This window comes from Actibacterium atlanticum (genome assembly GCF_000671395.1).
Lineage (GTDB): Bacteria > Pseudomonadota > Alphaproteobacteria > Rhodobacterales > Rhodobacteraceae > Actibacterium_D > Actibacterium_D atlanticum.
The window spans coordinates 282,272-298,682 of record NZ_AQQY01000002.1; the positions used below are offsets into that span (position 1 = coordinate 282,272).

The 16,411-nt window shown below is 60.8% G+C and carries 17 protein-coding genes; 12 read left to right on the top strand and 5 right to left on the bottom strand.

Annotation, left to right across the window (positions count from 1 at the left end; genetic code table 11):
- Window positions 1-92 precede the first annotated feature (92 nt).
- On the top strand, window positions 93-761 hold the full coding sequence (locus tag ATO10_RS05355) for a CPBP family intramembrane glutamic endopeptidase (RefSeq protein ID WP_035249002.1): 669 nt from the start codon (window positions 93-95) through the stop codon (window positions 759-761).
- On the opposite strand, the gene ATO10_RS05360 is transcribed toward ATO10_RS05355, so the two are convergent.
- Entirely contained in the window at window positions 758-1,954 is a 1,197-nt protein-coding gene (locus ATO10_RS05360; RefSeq protein WP_474775243.1) for a class I SAM-dependent methyltransferase, read from the bottom strand. The two genes, ATO10_RS05355 and ATO10_RS05360, sit on opposite strands and share 4 nt — an antisense overlap.
- Window positions 1,955-2,261: 307 nt before the next feature.
- Between ATO10_RS05360 and aspS the strand changes: the two genes are divergently transcribed.
- From aspS to ATO10_RS05380, 4 genes are all read left to right on the top strand, one after another.
- Window positions 2,262-4,112: an aspartate--tRNA ligase gene (aspS, locus tag ATO10_RS05365; RefSeq protein ID WP_035249007.1), complete on the top strand. Its 1,851-nt coding sequence runs from the start codon at window positions 2,262-2,264 to the stop codon at window positions 4,110-4,112.
- Between the two features lie 125 nt (window positions 4,113-4,237).
- The gene (locus ATO10_RS05370) at window positions 4,238-5,602 is read left to right on the top strand and encodes a DUF1800 domain-containing protein (RefSeq protein ID WP_035249008.1); all 1,365 of its coding nucleotides are present in this window, start codon (window positions 4,238-4,240) and stop codon (window positions 5,600-5,602) included.
- Between the two features lie 3 nt (window positions 5,603-5,605).
- Window positions 5,606-6,793: a DUF1501 domain-containing protein gene (locus ATO10_RS05375; protein WP_035249011.1), complete on the top strand. Its 1,188-nt coding sequence runs from the start codon at window positions 5,606-5,608 to the stop codon at window positions 6,791-6,793.
- 57 nt (window positions 6,794-6,850) lie between these two features.
- On the top strand, window positions 6,851-7,570 hold the full coding sequence (locus ATO10_RS05380) for a GNAT family N-acetyltransferase (RefSeq protein WP_035249013.1): 720 nt from the start codon (window positions 6,851-6,853) through the stop codon (window positions 7,568-7,570).
- Here ATO10_RS05380 and ATO10_RS05385 read toward each other — a convergent pair whose 3' ends face one another.
- A complete protein-coding gene (locus ATO10_RS05385) occupies window positions 7,571-8,290 on the bottom strand; it encodes a response regulator (protein ID WP_051597961.1) in 720 nt (239 codons plus the stop codon).
- 145 nt (window positions 8,291-8,435) lie between these two features.
- Here ATO10_RS05385 and mce point away from each other — a divergent pair, with 145 nt between their 5' ends.
- A complete protein-coding gene (gene mce, locus ATO10_RS05390; protein ID WP_035249016.1) occupies window positions 8,436-8,840 on the top strand; it encodes a methylmalonyl-CoA epimerase in 405 nt (134 codons plus the stop codon).
- A complete protein-coding gene (locus ATO10_RS05395; protein ID WP_035249019.1) occupies window positions 8,840-9,133 on the top strand; it encodes a DUF1467 family protein in 294 nt (97 codons plus the stop codon). Before mce ends, ATO10_RS05395 begins: the two co-directional genes overlap by 1 nt.
- On the opposite strand, the gene ATO10_RS05400 is transcribed toward ATO10_RS05395, so the two are convergent.
- The 3 genes from ATO10_RS05400 to ATO10_RS05410 form a co-directional block, all read right to left on the bottom strand.
- On the bottom strand, window positions 9,090-9,788 hold the full coding sequence (locus ATO10_RS05400) for an EI24 domain-containing protein (RefSeq protein WP_035249021.1): 699 nt from the start codon (window positions 9,786-9,788) through the stop codon (window positions 9,090-9,092). The genes ATO10_RS05395 and ATO10_RS05400 overlap by 44 nt on opposite strands.
- Complete coding sequence (locus ATO10_RS05405) at window positions 9,785-10,363, bottom strand: nitroreductase family protein (RefSeq protein ID WP_035249284.1); 579 nt, start codon at window positions 10,361-10,363, stop codon at window positions 9,785-9,787. The genes ATO10_RS05400 and ATO10_RS05405 overlap by 4 nt, the downstream gene beginning before the upstream one ends.
- 238 nt (window positions 10,364-10,601) lie before the next feature.
- On the bottom strand, window positions 10,602-10,874 hold the full coding sequence (locus tag ATO10_RS05410) for a hypothetical protein (protein ID WP_035249024.1): 273 nt from the start codon (window positions 10,872-10,874) through the stop codon (window positions 10,602-10,604).
- Window positions 10,875-10,965: 91 nt separating this feature from the next.
- Between ATO10_RS05410 and ATO10_RS05415 the strand changes: the two genes are divergently transcribed.
- From ATO10_RS05415 to ATO10_RS05435, 5 genes are all read left to right on the top strand, one after another.
- Window positions 10,966-11,667 (top strand): M48 family metalloprotease, encoded by a 702-nt coding sequence (locus tag ATO10_RS05415; RefSeq protein ID WP_202898644.1) that lies wholly within the window; start codon window positions 10,966-10,968, stop codon window positions 11,665-11,667.
- 69 nt (window positions 11,668-11,736) lie between these two features.
- Window positions 11,737-12,009: a DUF6455 family protein gene (locus tag ATO10_RS05420; protein ID WP_035249026.1), complete on the top strand. Its 273-nt coding sequence runs from the start codon at window positions 11,737-11,739 to the stop codon at window positions 12,007-12,009.
- Window position 12,010: 1 nt separating this feature from the next.
- The gene (locus tag ATO10_RS05425; protein ID WP_035249028.1) at window positions 12,011-12,265 is read left to right on the top strand and encodes a DUF6455 family protein; all 255 of its coding nucleotides are present in this window, start codon (window positions 12,011-12,013) and stop codon (window positions 12,263-12,265) included.
- A gap of 105 nt (window positions 12,266-12,370) precedes the next feature.
- Window positions 12,371-13,066 carry a trypsin-like serine peptidase gene (locus ATO10_RS05430; RefSeq protein WP_035249030.1) on the top strand — a complete coding sequence of 232 codons (696 nt, stop codon included), beginning with the start codon at window positions 12,371-12,373 and terminating at the stop codon, window positions 13,064-13,066.
- A gap of 209 nt (window positions 13,067-13,275) precedes the next feature.
- A complete protein-coding gene (locus ATO10_RS05435; protein WP_035249032.1) occupies window positions 13,276-16,386 on the top strand; it encodes an Ig-like domain-containing protein in 3,111 nt (1,036 codons plus the stop codon).
- Window positions 16,387-16,411 lie beyond the last annotated feature (25 nt).

Consider the following 16,411-nt stretch of genomic DNA (forward strand, 5'->3'; position numbering starts at 1 on the left):
CGCACCCCGCGGTTTGCGCGCGGTGCGAATCCGGTTTGGGCCGGGTGCATTTCCGATCTGCGCCCTTATATCAGGAAACAGAGGGCAGTGTGATGAGCGAAACCTATATTTCCCGTATCAGAAATCCCGGGCGGCTGCGGCTGTGGGCCGAGTTCATCGGGTTCTATGTGCTGGTGCCTTTGGGTGTGGCACTGTTCATGCCGCCGACGTTGATCTTTCCGGCGTTATTTATCGCCATGTTGATCGGTTTGTCGCTTCTGCATCTGACGCCGGGATTTGCTTGGCACCAATTGCGGTGGCGGGACGGATTCGACTGGCGCGTTGTGGCTGTTTTCACCGGGGTCACGCTGATGGTTGCCGCTGCGGCGCTGGGCCTGACCCGCCCCGAAGAATTTTTCAACATCCTGCGCGCCCAGCCGATGATGCTGCCGATCATCATCGTGTTTTACCCGATTCTGTCGGCCCTGCCGCAAGAGGTGGTGTTCCGGGTCCTGTTTTATCGGCGCTATGGCGGGCTGTTTGCGGTGGGAAAACCCGCGATGCTGATCAATGCGGTGGTCTTTTCACTGGCGCATTTGATGTATTGGAGCTGGACCGTCGCCTTTATGACCTTCTTTGGCGGGCTGATCTTTTCATGGGCCTATGAATGGCGGCGCAGTTTCGCATTGGCGGTATTGCTGCACGCCATTGCCGGGTGGATCATTTTCACGCTGGGGCTGGGCGTGTTCTTTTATTCGGGCAATGTGGTGCGACCGTTTTAGGCCATGTAGTCGCGTGTCAGGGGCACGGCGTCTTGTTGGCGGGTCAGTTGGAACTGAAAGACCACCTGTTGGCGCAGGCGGAAGGTCATTTCAGACGCGGCCAGATAATAGCGCCACATGCGACAGAACCGTTCGTCATACAGTGCAGCGGCTTCGTCTTGCCGGGCGGTGAAGCGGTCGTACCAGTGGCGCAGCGTATAGGCATAGTGCAGGCGCCAGACTTCAACATCGGTGGCATAGAGGCGCTCTTTTTCCACCGCCTTCATGACTTCGGACATGGCCGGGGCATAGCCGCCGGGGAAGATGTATTTCTGCACCCACGGGCTGGTAGAGCCAGGCGGGTCTGAGCGCCCGATGGTGTGGATCAGCGCGATACCGTCTTCGGTTAGAAAGTCGCGCACATGGCGGAAGTATTCGCGATAATGGGGCAGGCCGACATGTTCGAACATGCCCACCGAAACGATGCGGTCAAACTGGCCCTGCACCTTGCGGTAATCGGTCAGGCGGAACTGGACGCGGTCGGCCAGACCGGCTTCGGCGGCGCGGGCGGTGGCGATCTTGTGTTGTTCTGCGCTAAGCGTCACGCCCAGCACCTGCGCGCCGTACTCGCGCGCCAGTGTCAGGCCCATGCCACCCCAGCCACAGCCGATATCCAGCACTTTCATGCCCGGTTCGATCCTCAGCTTCTTGGCGATATGCTCTTTCTTTTGCGCCTGTGCCTGTTCCAGCGTGTCGCTGGGCGTTCTGAAATAGGCGCAGGAATATTGCCGGTCTTCGTCCAGAAAAAGATCATAGAGCTGGGCTGAAAGATCATAGTGATGCGCCACGTTTTGCTGGGCGCGCCCGACGGGATTGTATTGCTGCAGGTGGCGGATCATCTGGCGCAGCATCGCATTCAGCTTGAGCGCGGTACTTGTATGGCCCGCGCCGCGATTGCGCAGAACCGTGCCCAAAAAACCGTGCAGGTCATCATTGCCGATGGTCAGGGTGCCGTCCATATAGGCTTCGCCCACGGCCATGTCGGGGTTCATCAGAATTTTGCGGGGCAGGGACTCATCGTGCAGATACAGGTGCACCGGAGAGTCATCGGGCGGACCATAGGTTTGCACAGAGCCATCGGGCATATGCAGGTGCAATTGCCCCTCTTTGATCAGTTGGCGCAGACTTTTATCGAGCGCTTTTCCCCACATCATATCCCCCATGCCACTTCGGTGCGCTGGGCACCTGACCCGGATGGACAAAGTTTAGAACGAACAGGGATTCTGTCCAGCCCGGCGCGGGATGGGGCTTGAATCACAGTGTTTACAAAACCCGGAGTGCTGGATGCATGGGCAAAGCGGCACGTTCTTTCGCAGCTTTTCAACATCAATCCCCGGCCCGCCAAGAGGTTATTTGGGTGCTTTCGCCGCGATTTCGCGCCTCGTGCCCCGGCGCGACTTGACTTTGGGCCGCAAGGCGGGTGTATCGGCGCGACGAACGATATTACCGCAAGGATCTGCCATGCACGCCTTTCGCAGCCATACCTGCGCCGAGCTGAACAAAAGCAACGTCGGAGAGACCGTCCGCCTGTCGGGCTGGGTTCACCGTGTCCGTGACCATGGTGGTCTGCTGTTCATCGACCTGCGCGACCATTACGGCGTGACGCAGGTGATGGCTGACCCTGACAGCCCGGTGTTTGCCGAGATCGAAAAGGTCCGTTCTGAATGGTGCATTCGCATTGATGGCAACGTAAAGGCCCGCGACGAAAGCCTGATCAACCCCAAGATCCCCACCGGCGAGGTTGAGGTGTTCATCCGCGACATCGAGGTTCTGGGCGCTGCCGAAGAGCTGCCGCTGATGGTGTTTGGCGATCAGGAATACCCTGAAGAAACCCGCCTGAAATACCGTTTTCTGGACCTGCGCCGCGAAGTGATGCAGGAAAGCATGAAGCTGCGTTCCGACGTGGTGGCCAGCATGCGCAAGCGCATGTGGGATCTGGATTTCCGCGAATACCAAACGCCGATCATCACCGCATCCAGCCCTGAAGGCGCGCGCGACTTCTTGGTGCCCTCGCGCCTGCACCCCGGCAAATTTTATGCCCTGCCGCAGGCGCCGCAGCAGTTCAAACAGCTGATCATGGTGTCGGGCTTTGATAAATACTTCCAGATCGCGCCGTGCTTCCGTGACGAAGATCCGCGCGCTGATCGCTCGCCCACGGATTTCTATCAGCTGGATTTGGAAATGTCCTTTGCGACCCAGCAGGACGTGTTCGACACGATCCAGCCGGTGCTGCAAGGCGTGTTCGAAGAGTTCGGCGGGGGCCGTAAAGTCGATGCGGAATGGCCGCAGATTTCCTACAAAGATGCCGCCAAATGGTACGGCACCGACAAGCCGGACCTGCGTAACCCGATCAAGATGCAGGATTGCTCGGAACATTTCCGCGGCTCGGGCTTTGCGATTTTCGCCAAGCTGCTGGAGCAAGAAGGCACCGAAGTGCGCGCCATCCCGGCGCCTACGGGTGGTGGCCGCAAGTTCTGTGACCGGATGAACAAATTCGCCCAGGGTGAGGGCCTGCCGGGCATGGGATACATCTTCTGGCGCGAGAAAACCGCCGATGCCGTGGCGCAGGAGCTGGGCATCAAAGTCAAAGAAGCCCAAGCCAAGCTGAAATCCGGCGAGGTCGAAGGTGGCATGGAAGCCGCAGGTCCGCTGGCCAAAAACATTGGCCCCGAGCGCACCGAGGCGATCCGCCAGCAGCTGGGTCTGGGTGTGGGCGATGCGGCGTTCTTCCTGGGTGGCAAGCCGTCTTCGTTTGAAAAGATCGCGGGCAAGGCACGTGATGTGATTGGTCAGGAACTGAACCTGATCGACAAAGACCGGTTCGCCTTTGCCTGGATCGTCGATTTCCCGATCTACGAAAAGGACGAGGAAACCGGCGCGATTGATTTTGAGCACAACCCGTTCTCGATGCCGCAAGGCGGGATGGAGGCGCTGGAAGGCGATCCGCTGGACGTGCTGGGTTATCAGTATGACTTGGCCTGTAACGGCTATGAGCTGGTGTCGGGCGCGATCCGGAACCACAAGCCGGAAATCATGTTCAAGGCGTTCGAAATTGCCGGGTACGGCAAGGACGAGGTCGAAAAACGCTTTGGTGCGCTTGTGAACGCGTTCCAATATGGCGCGCCGCCGCACGGGGGCTGTGCTGCGGGCATCGACCGTATCGTGATGCTGCTGGCCGATCAGCAGAACATCCGCGAGGTCATGATGTTCCCGATGAACCAGCGCGCCGAAGACCTGATGATGAACGCCCCATCCGAGCCGCAAAACGAGCAATTGCGCGAACTTTCGCTGCGGGTCATCGAACAAGAGTAAATTTTCGCCAACGGGTGTAAGATTGCGCGGGCGGACGGTGAAAACCGCCGCCCGTTTTGCTATATAAACGACAGATAGGCCCGCATGGGGCGTATCACGCTTATCTGGTTCGCAAAGGTGCGCGCATGCGTTTTGACTCCCGGCTGGCGGAAATCCGGTTTGGCTATGGCCACAACCCCGACCTGAACCCGCCTGCGGATGCGGGCGAGATCATCGCGCGCCTTGGCGCGCGGGATCGGGCGGCGCAGCGTTGGCCGATTGATCTTTATGCCACGCGGACGCCATTGCTGGTGGAATACCAGCGCCTGAACAAGCTCCGAAAGTCCGGCGATATGGAGGGCGTCACCCTGAACAAAGCCCTGCGCAAACGGGTGCGTCGGGATCAGATGATGTATCTGAACACGGCGCTGAGCCGGGCCGCATTGTCAGAAGATGCGTTTCGCGAGCGGCTGACCCGGTTCTGGGGCGATCATTTCACCGTGCGGGGCAAACAGGCGCTGACCAAGCAGTTGGTGTCGACCTATATCGAAGAGGCAATCCGCCCGCATCTGGCGGGCCGGTTTGCCGACCTGCTGAAATCGGCAGTGACCCATCCGATGATGCTTTTGTATCTGGATCAGTTTCGCTCCATCGGGCCCGGGTCCAACGGGGCCAAGAACGGGAAACGCGGGCTGAATGAAAACCTTGCCCGCGAGGTGCTGGAGCTGCACACGCTGGGTGTGGACGGGGCATATGCGCAAGATGATGTGCGCCAGCTGGCCGAGCTGTTCACCGGGTTGAGCGTGAAATCTGACCGGACATTCGTGTTTCGGGACAACATTGCTGAACCGGGTTCAGAAACGGTTCTGGGTGAAAGCTATGGCGGCCGGAATGCGAATCTGAACGACATTCACGAAGTGCTGGAAGATTTGGCCGTGCATCCGGATACGGCCCGGCATCTGGCTTGGAAACTGGCGGTGCATTTCGTGGCGGATGTCCCTGAGCAGGCGCTGGTTGAACATGTCGCGCAGGCCTATTTGCGCAGCGGTGGTGATCTGACGGCAACCTATAGCGCGCTGCTGGAACATCCCGCCGCATGGGCGGCACAGTTGGGCAAAGCGCGCCAACCGTTTGATTTTATTGCGGCCAGCCTGCGGGCATTGGCGGTTTCGCCGCGCACCATGTCCGAGCATGACGACAAGGATGTCTTGCGCCGCTACTATAAACCGATGCGGGCGATGGGTCAGAACTGGGAATTTCCGGGTGGCCCTGATGGCCTGCCCGAGGAGGCCTCGTACTGGATCACCCCGCCGGCGTTGGCGGTGCGGATCAACTGGGCCCTGCGCGCGCCTGAAGATATTTTGGCCAAGTTGCCTGACCCGCGCGCGTTGCTGGAGCGCGCCCTTGGGCCGATGGCAAATGACGCGCTTAACTTCGCTGTGGCGGGGGCGGAAAACCGGTCGGTGGGCGTGGCATTGGTGCTGACGTCACCGCAGTTTCAACGGAGGTAAGTCATGGCAGTTTCCCTTTCCAGACGTGGGTTCATGGCGCTGGGGTGCTCGGCGGCGGCCTCGCCTTTGTTGACACCTGTGACGCTGGCTGCGGCGCCTTGGGATCAGCGGTTGGTGGTGATTATTTTGCGCGGTGCCATGGATGGGGTGGATGTTGTGCAGCCTTACGGCGACCGGGCGCTGGCGGCGGCACGGCCGACGCTTTTGACCGGCGAAGCCGGGGGCGCGATTGATCTGGACGGGTTTTATGCTTTGCACCCGGCTTTGGCCGACTTGATGCCGATGTGGCGCGCCGGAGAGTTGGGTTTTGCCCATGCGGTGTCGACGCCATATCGCGACAAACGCAGCCACTTTGACGGGCAGGATTTGCTGGAGGCGGGCACCGGGTTTGAAGAGGGCACGCATACGATCCGGGACGGCTGGCTGAACCGCTTGTTGCAGGTCACGCCCGATTTGGCGGCGGAAACGGCCTATTCGGTGGGGCAAGGCGAGATGTTGATCTTGTCGGGGCAGGCGCAGGCGGCGTCTTGGGTGCCGGACACGAACTTGGCCTTGTCGCCCCAAACGCGGGATTTGATGCGTCTTGTGGCGGCCTCGGACCCGCTGTTTGCCGATGCCCTTGGCGATGCGGTGCAGATTGTAGAGAGCCTTGAAGAAGAGGAAGACACCGCGATGATGGCCGGGGGCAAGCGCGCGCCGGGGCACCAGAAGCTGGCGCAGTTTACCGCCTCACGCCTGCGGGGGGCGACCCGGATTGCGGCGTTTTCGCTGGGAGGCTGGGATACGCACAACCGCCAGATCGGGCGGATCAAACCGCCGCTACAGGCTTTGTCGGACGTGTTGCTGACCCTGAAGGCCGAGTTGGGCCCGATCTGGGGGCAGACGGCGGTGGTTGCCATGACAGAATTTGGCCGAACCGCGCGCGAGAACGGCTCGGGCGGGACCGACCACGGCACCGGCGGGGCCATGGTGATGGCGGGCGGCGCATTGCGTGGTGGCAAGGTGTATGGCGATTGGCCCGGTCTGGGCGAGCGCGACCTTTACAAGGGGCGCGATCTGATGCCGACAGCTGATGTGCGTGCCTACGCGGCCTCGACCATGCGCGGCATGTTTGGGTTGCCCCGTGATGTGCTTGAACAGGTCGTCTTTCCCGGACTGGATATGGGGGGCGTGCCTGACCTGACGCTTTGAGGCTTTCGTGGCCCCGGTTTTCTGCTAGACCTTTGTGCAGTCAGGGAGAAAACGGCAATGGAAGAGCATCGCGAGTTGGGCCTGCCGGTACCGGGCTGGACACCGCCGCCCGCACCGGGGCCGGATCAGATTGACGGTCGATATGTACGGCTTGAGCGGTTAAGCGCGGATCGCCATGCGGGTGATCTGCATCGCGGGTTCAGCGCCGATGACCGGATCTGGGACTATATGTCGATTGGCCCGTTCTCCTCGGCGGCGCAGTATCATCGGTGGGTGCGCGAGCACGAAAGCCTTGATGATCCGGTATTCTATGCGTTCAAAGACTTGGAAACCGGCCATTTCGGCGGGGTCGGCAGCTATCTGCGGATCGCGCCAAGCGCCGGGTCGATCGAGATCGGTTCTATTTGTCTGGCGACGGGCATGCAGCGTAGCCGCGCTGCGACCGAGGCGTTGCTGTTGATGATCAAATGGGCGTTCGAGGCCGGGTATCGCCGTGTCGAGTGGAAGTGTAACGCGCTGAATTATGGCTCGCGCCGGGCTGCGCAGCGGTTGGGCTTTAGCTTTGAGGGCGTTTTCCGGCAGGCGGATGTGGTTAAAGGCCACAACCGTGATACGGCCTGGTTGGCCGCCGTCGACAAGGAATGGCCCGCGCTGAAAGAGGCGATGGAGGTTTGGCTTTCGCCGTCAAATTTCGATGCCGATGGGCGACAGATCGAACGCCTGTCCGACCTGACCGCCTTGGTGCGGATCAATTCAGACCCGGTATTGGGCAACTAGCTAGACCGGGCCCGTCGCATTGATACGGGCATCCACCAGACTGGCGATCTGCATCACGGTCTGTTCCGCGGTCAGCCCGGCACGGGTGCGTTCATCCAGACGCGTCGCAGCATGTTCCAGCGGCATGTCCCGTGCGGCGCGCGCCACCCCGGTCAGAAACTGTGCCAGATAGCGCATCCGCCGACCGTCTTGATGTTCTGCCAGAATTTCGGCCGCCTGAACCATGTCATCACGAAATGCGAACGGGTCAGGCGTGACCACTTCGCCGGGCAGGGCGCGCGGGCCTGCTGCCTGCGCCTGATCGGCCAGATGACCCAGAATGGCCTGTTGAAATTCAGCCAGGCTGGCCAATGGTTTTGACAGGAACCCGTCCGCGCCAGCGTCAAGCGCGCGCTGTTCAGCATTATCATCCCCGCTGGTTGCCAGAATCACCGGGACGCGCGGTTTGGCCTGCGCCAGTTCTTCAATCAGGGTTTCGCCCGAGCCGTCGGGCAGGCCCAGATCAATGATTGCCACGGTGGGGCGATAGACCCGCAGGTGCCGCTGCGCCGAGGCCAGACAATCGGCGCGGCGGATGCGCGCACCGGATCGCAGGCAAAGCAGGCGCATAGCCTCCGAGGCGAACCTGCTGTCTTCGACGGCCAGAACCGTCAGCCCGGTCAGCGGACGCCCAGGTGTGGCAGGGCGAAATGGGGTAAGCACATCAAATTCGTCGGTCATGGCAGCCTCCTGTCTCTGGGAGTATTTGAGACCACGATTGCTTAATTCGCGGTAAAGCGACTGAGATAAATTTGAAGGGTTTTCCCTTGCGGTACTGGCTGCACCGCCCCATAACCTGCGCCAGACCGGATTCTGGAGGAATGTTATGATCGGACGTTTGAACCATGTCGCTATTGCCGTGCCCGACCTGGAGGCCGCCGCGGCGCAGTATCGCAACACGTTGGGTGCCAATGTCGGCGCGCCTCAGGACGAGCCGGATCATGGTGTGACGGTCATTTTTGTAGAGCTGCCCAACACCAAAATCGAATTTCTGTATCCGCTGGGCGATGAATCCCCGATCAACGGGTTCCTTGAAAAGAACCCGGCCGGTGGCATTCACCACATCTGCTATGAGGTCGACGACATCATCGTTGCCCGTGACAAACTGAAAGAAGAGGGCGCGCGGGTTCTGGGCTCGGGTGAGCCCAAGATCGGTGCCCACGGCAAGCCGGTGCTGTTCCTGCATCCCAAAGATTTCAACGGGTGCCTGGTGGAACTGGAGCAAGTCTGATGACGATCACCGCTGCGCTGGTTCTGTTTGCCGTGATCTGGTTCATGGTTCTGTTCATCACCTTGCCGCTGCGTCGGCGCACGCAGGGGGATGAGGGTCAGGTTGAGCCGGGTACGCATGCCAGCGCGCCGGTGAATTTCAACCCCGGACGCACCGCGTTGATTGTTTCGGCGATCACCGTGGTGTTGTGGGCGATCATTGCCGGGATCATCGTTTCCGGTGTGATCTCTATCCGCGACTTTGATCCGCTTAACGAGCTGACGATCCTGCCAGCCGGTGGTACTGGTGAGTAAAGGTCGCCACGCCCAGAATTGGGATTAACAGGTTGATCAGCGGCACGGTGAGTGGGATCGCCATCAGCGTGCCCGCCATCCAGACCCGCCACCAGTGTTTGCGCCGCAGGGCGGTGGCGCCTTTGCGCCCTTCGCGTCGCATGGCGACCATCTGGAAATATTCGCGCCCCAGAAGATAACCGTTCACGGCCCAGAACATCATCGGTGCGATGGGCCCCAGCGGAATTGCCAGCATCAGCGCCACAAGGTTGACGGCGATCAACACGCCAAAGAAGTTCACGCTGTCGCGGAAGGCCTCGTAAAACGGGGTGCGTGGTGCGGTGGGCAGGTTGGGGTAGTGTTTGTCTTCGACCGCCTCGGCGATGTCTTCGAGGAATAGGCCGGTAAAGGCCGAGGCCACGGGTACCATCAGGAAGATCGACAGGATCAGCATCAGCAGGATCGCAGCGCCGGACAAGAAGTCGCCGGCCCAGGATATCTCGCCGATCAGGGGGATGAAGGATTCGTCGGGGACGAACCACTCGATCAGCCCGACAAAAAGCGTTGTGATCGCGACCAGCAGGATCACGGTCAGGCCAAGGCCCAGCCACAGAACCCGGCGAAAGCGGCGGTCTGACAATTGGCTGACCGCTTTGGCGAAATCGGAAAAGATCACTGATCGACCCATTGGGTGATGGCGTTCAGGTTCGGGCGGGGGCGATCGGGGGGCGTGCTGTCACAGCTGCCCAGATGAATATAACCGGCGACGGTCTCACCTGCGGTCAGGCCCAGTCCGGGTTGAAGGAAGCGATCTTCGTAGGCGGCCCAGCCGGAGATCCAATTTGCCCCCCAGCCCGAGGCCAGAGCCGCATTGACCAGCGCGAGGCAGACGGACCCGGCAGAGTAAACCTGTTCGATCAGCGGGATTTTTTCCGAGGGTTTGGGCGAGGAGATCACGGCGACGATCAACCCGGCGCTGGCGAACGCGGTTTGAACCTTGGCGATCTTGTCTTCGGGAATGCCAGCCTCTGCGCCGGCCGGTTCTGCCAGATCAGCCAGACGGGTCAGGGCCGCGCCCTGCAGCACGATGAAACGCCAGGGTTCCAGCTTGCCGTGGTCGGGGGTGCGGGCGGCCATGGTCAGCAGGGGCTCAAGCTGGGCACGGTCAGGGTAGGGCGCCTTAAGCAGCTTGGCCGGACACGAGCGGCGGGTGGTCAGAAAGTCGACGGCGGCTTGGTTGCGGGTGGGCATTGAGTTCTCCGGTTTGGTGGGGATGATTTTTGCTGCATCCCGCGCCGCTTCAAGGGGCTGTTGCCAAATTGCGGCCCCTGCGGGGCCAAGAGATAGGGGCGCCTGACGGCGCATTGGCGCGGGCGGCACCCGCGTGGCTGACATTTCAATAGGCGTTGTGTCGCGCCGAGGGAAGGGGCGGCTGCCGCAGGATTTGCGCGAGCAGGTGCCGACCGGCCCCCGGATTGCTATGAGGCCGTTATGAGGCGTTAGGCTCGTCTTGTTTGGGCCTGCCGTTTTTGTCGCGCGCCAGTCGATAGACGCCTTCGGGCAAATCCAGCGCGGCGGCCAGTTCATCCAGTTGCGCCAGCGACAGGGTGATTTTATTCGTCCGGTCGGTATGCGGGTCATGCTGTTCGACGGTGATGCATTCCTCAAAAGCGTGGATGACCACATCTTCTTGCAGATGGCCTTCGCCCTCATCCATGATGGTGACTATGGTCGCGTCGAATTCGTGTTCGATTGTAAACATGCGAACAGGTTAGGGCGCAGCGACGCCAATGGGAAGCGCTGATGGCGGGGATGTGAGTGGAAATCGTCCCGGCCGCGCGTATGTTTGACACATGACGATACGCTTTTTCAGTTTGATGATGGTTGCCCTGCTGGCCGGGTGCGTCAGCACCGTGCGTGATCCTTCGCCGCAGGCCATTGCCGCAGCGGGGCCGACATTGGCGCCCGAGGAGGCCACGCGCTTATTCTCGGATGTTGTGCGGCGGGTGGAGCCTGTGGCCGAGGCCGAGTGCAAGCGTCTGCAACCCGCGTTGAACTGCGATTTTCGCATTGTGGTGGAAACCGACCCGCGCGAGCCTCCCAACGCGTTTCAAAGCCTTGAGCGGTCGGGCCGCCCGCGCATCACCTTTACCGCCTCTTTGATTGCAGAGGCGCGCAACGCGGACGAGCTGGCGTTTATCCTTGGGCATGAGGCGGCGCACCATATCGAGGCGCATATCCCGAAAGCCCAACGCACGGCGGCCTTGGGCGCGGCGCTGCTTGGGGGGATTGTGGCCTCGCGGGGGGGCAGTCAGGAGGCCATTGATCAGGCCGCGCAATTGGGCGCCGGGCTGGGAGCCCGAACCTTTTCTAAAGAGATGGAGTTGGAAGCGGATGTTCTGGGCACGCGGATTGCCGACCGGGCGGGCTATGATCCGGTGCGCGGCGCCCTGTATTTCGCGCGTATCCCCGACCCGGGTGACCAGTTTTTAGGCACCCACCCCCCAAATGCCGAGCGTCAACAGGCGGTTGCCCGCACAGCTGCAGGTCTTTGACACGTATCAAGGCGCGTTGGGCGCCGGGCTGGTTTCCTTGGGGTGCGCGACCAACAAGGAGACAGAGTGATGCTGGGACTATCTCGACTTGAGAAACATGCCGAACTGGTAGAGCGCATGGCCGAAACGCTGGGCGTGGATCTGACCGAAGAGCAGATGACGGCCCGCATGACCCCGGAAGATCTGCACGAAACAGTGCTGCGCTGCACGACCTGTCTGGAAGAGGGCGCGTGTCAGCAGTTTCTGACGCTTAACCATGACCGGGGAGCAGACACGGCGCCGGGCTTTTGCCGCAACAAAGCTTTGCTGGAGGCAATGCGCCCGACGGATTCGGAGGCATGAGATGGAACTGGATGGCCGCCTGTCACGCCACTTCTGGCTGACTCAGGGGATGGCGCGCAGTATTGGCTTGGATATCAACGGCGCGTTGCGTTGTGGGGCGCTGAAACGGGATGACTATGCACAGATGGTGGCCTCGTGCTGCGATTGCGATCAGTCGGCGCGGTGCATCGGCTGGATGGCCAAACAGGGCGCCGGGGCGCGCAGCCTGCCCGAATTCTGCCCTATTAAGACGGTTTTGGAGCAAATACAGCTGTGAAACACGGATCGCCCCCGGGCGGGGGAGATCAAAAAGTTACTTCTAATTTGCCATAATACCGCCCCAACAGACGCCGAGCATGGGACCTAGTGAACAGGAGGTCTCATGCGGACGTTTATTTCAGTGTGTTTGGTTGTGTTTGGTCTGGTGGGGCCGGGAAACGCTCAGGAAAAGAGAATGCCTTGGCCCGAACTGGATGCCGTTGGTCGATTGAACATCGCCGGGCAAAGCAGCTGCACGGGCACGCTGATATCCGCACAAGTCGTTTTGACAGCCGCACATTGCCTGTTTGATCAACGTACAGGCAAACGTCTGGACGCAGAAGACATCGAATTTTTGGCCGGGTTGCGGGGGGGCAGCGTCAAGGCCCGCCGAAATGTGGCGCGCGCCCGCGTCCACCCTGACTATCGCTTTCAGCGCGGCAATGCCCAGTTGGGGCACGACATTGCCGTACTGACGCTGGATCGTCCGATTTCGGGGAAATCTGTGCGCCCGTTACAGCTGGACAGCCGCCCCGGCGCGGGCGAGCTGGTTGGGGTTGTGTCCTATACGCGCCCGGATACTCAGAACCCGCAGCTGCAAATCCCCTGTGATGTGTTGGCGCGGCGCATGGATGTGTTGGTGATGTCGTGCCAGGTTGAATTCGGCGCCTCAGGCGCGCCGGTCTTTGCCCTGCGCAATGGCAAAGAACCACGGCTGGTGTCAGTGATATCGTCCAAGGCCGTTATGGATGGGCAGAGTGTGTCGATTGCGACCATGTTGGATCGGGTTCTGCCCGGTTTGATGGGCCGCGCCGGGTAAGGCACTGCTCAATCTAAGGGGGCATTTCCCCTGACACGACTCGGACTGGATGAAGAACGCGCCCCAAATATCTGGGACTCCACCGCAAAAATACCACATTTGGGGGCTGCCCATACAATTTTGCTAGCAAAGGTGATTCGTTCGGGTTACCTTCGCGTCAGAATGAACAAGGGTCCTTAAGGGCCCGAGCAGCAACGAGCGGTATAGTTATGGGTAGTGTCGGTTTTGCCGTCCGCGATTCTGCGGGTACGGTACGTTATAGCAATCTTACTGAAGCAAATTCTTATGAAGCCTATGTTGGGCTTAGCAAGGATATCTCTCTTAACCTCAGTGCATCGGATATTTCGGCCTATAAACGGGTTGGAAATGATCTACATGTGGTTCTGGCCAATGGCGAGACCCTGGTCCTGAAGGGGTACTATGTAGAGATACAGGCAGGCGAAAAGCAGCTTTATCTGAGTGAAAACGGCCAGCTGATGGAAGTCGAGCTGGAAGACGCGGCATCCGGTGTGTTGGATGCGGACTATGCCTCGGTTGCTGTGGGCGAAAAGTGGAGCGCCTATGACCAGCTGGTCTTTCTGGATGTCGAACGCGTAGAGCCGGTTGTGGCGCCGCTGATCGCTCCGGCGCTTAGCGGGCTTGGCGCGGCTGTTGGTATTGGCGGCGCGGCCGTGGTTGGCAGCACGATTTTGGGTGGCGGCGGCGGTGGCAGTGGCCAGCCCGTGACCCCCACCGTGGACGACGCCGATCTGGATCGCATTGTTGGCGGGACGGCTGATGCAGACGTCACCATTACCGGCACTGGCGCCCCGGGATCAGAGGTGACCGTGGATATCGGCGGCCAGACGGTCACAACCACCGTCGCCGATGATGGTACCTGGAGCGCGACCTTCGCGCAGGGCGATATGCCTGCGGATGGTGTTTACGCTGCTGTGGTGACCGTGGTTGATCCGCAGGGCAACAGTTTCACCTTGGACGGCCCCAGCGTTGATATTGATCTGACCGCCCCCGTGATTGACGTGCAGGATGGCACGCAAAGCACCGGCGATCTGGTGAACGGCGATGACTACAGCGCGGGCGCTGTGATCTCGGGCACGGGTGAAGCGGGCGCGACGGTCGAAGTGTCGATCGCGGGGGTGACCCAGACCACCACGGTTGGCGATGATGGCACATGGTCGGTGACCTATGCCGCGGGCGAACTGGCCGAGGGCGAATACTCCAGCGAGGTCACCATCACCACCACCGATGCGCGTGGCAACGTCACCGTTGTGAGCGACACGCTGGTCGTTGATACTGTTGCCCCTGCGGCGGCAGTGCAGGCGGTTGAAACCGATGATGTGATCAACGCGGCAGAACGCAGCGATGGCGTCACGATCAACGGCACCGGCGAGCCGGGTGCGACCGTCAGCGTAGAACTGCAAGGTGCAACCTACAGCACGACTGTGGCCGATGATGGCAGCTGGTCGGTGAATTTCGCGGCGGGGGATATCCCCAGCGGCACCTATGAAAGCACGATGACCATCACCACGACGGATGCGGCGGGCAACTCGGCCTCCAGCTCCCATACGGTGCAGGTCGATACCGAAAATGCTGTCGCAATTGCTTCGGGTCAGGCGGGCGGTGACGACATCCTGAATGCCGCCGAGGCGGGTTCGGCCGTGGCCATCACCGGCACCGGCGAGCCGGGCAGTTCGGTAGAGGTCACCGTGGCGGGCGTCACCCGCAGCGCGACTGTCGATGACAATGGCAACTGGAGCGCCGTCTTCGAGGCAGGCAGCCTGCCTGCCGGGGAATACGACACAACGGTGTCGGTCGTATCGACGGATGCGGCGGGCAATACGGCCACGGCCAGTTCATCGCTGCGTGTGGATACCATTGCTGGCCAGGTGGCTCTTTCGAGCCAACCAATTGAAATTGATGATACAATCAACGCTGTCGAACGCGATGGCGGGGTCGATATTTCTGGTACGGCAACACCGGGTATGACGGTCACCGTCGGCCTTGGGACAGCCACCCAACAGGTGGTGTCGGATGCGGCTGGAAACTGGTCAGTAACCTTCGCGGCGGCGGATGTGCCCACGGGCAACGCCACACTGCCGGTGACGGCGTCGATCACGGATGCGGCGGGGAACTCTGCCTCGGCCAGTGACACGGTCAATCTGGACACTTTGGTCGAAAACTTTGCCACCAGCGGCGCTTTGATCGAAGGCGATGATGTGATCAATGCAGGCGAACGCGCTGATGGCGTGACCCTGACTGGCACGGTCGAGCCGGGATCAACGGTTTCGGTGCAAATGGGCGCTGTCACCCATGCGGCCACGGTTGATGGCGCGGGCAACTGGAGCGTCGATTTCGCCGCAACGGATATTCCCACCGGCACCTATAACGCGCCGATCACCGTCACGGCGACAGATGCGGCGGGCAACGTTTCGGTGTTGAATGACTCGGTTGCGGTGGATACGGACGTCGATAACTTGGCCATCGCCACCGATCAGACCGCCGATGATATCATCAATGCGGCGGAACTGGCGGCAGGGGTCACCCTGACCGGCACAGTTGAACCCGGCGCAGTCGTTCAGGTGACCGTCGAAGGCGTGACCCAAACGGCAGATGTGGACGTGAACGGCAACTGGTCGGTGACCTATGCCGCAGGCAGCCTGCCCGAAGGCACCTATGAGGCAACCGCGACCGTGTCGGCCACCGATCTGGCGGGCAACACGGAAACCCTGCAAGACACGTTCCAGGTGGACACCGAGGTGGACACACCCGACGTGGATTCAGTGACCTTCAGCGGACAGGACGTACGCCGGTTCTCGACCGAAAATTCGGCGGATGACTATCTGGTCAATACGCTGGAAAGCAATGGCGCGGTTGGGGATCCAAATTACGTTCAGACCAGCGATCCCGTGTTTGGAACCGAGTTCACCTTTGCCAGCCCGGTGTCGGATGGCACCCATCTGGTGATCTCCAGCTCGGACGCGGCGGGCAACAGCTCGGGCACGTTGCTGGTGCTGGAAGACAATGCCACCAACGCGGGCACGGTGGAAAACACCGGTCTGGCGGGCTTTGATATCTCGGCGTTGAACCTGGAATATGCGGAAGACACTGACCTGAGCCTGTCCGAAGCGCAAATTCTTGCCATGTCGGGCACCAGCGATGAACTGACGGTGCATGGCGGCGCGGACGATACGCTGAACGTGTCGGGCGCGATCAAGACCGGCGATACCCGTGATATCGATGGCCAGACCTATGATGTCTATACCGTGGGCGACAGCGGTGCGACGCTGATCGTCGAACAGGACATCAACGTAATCATCTAAAAAACCAGGGGGCGGCGCTGCGGAT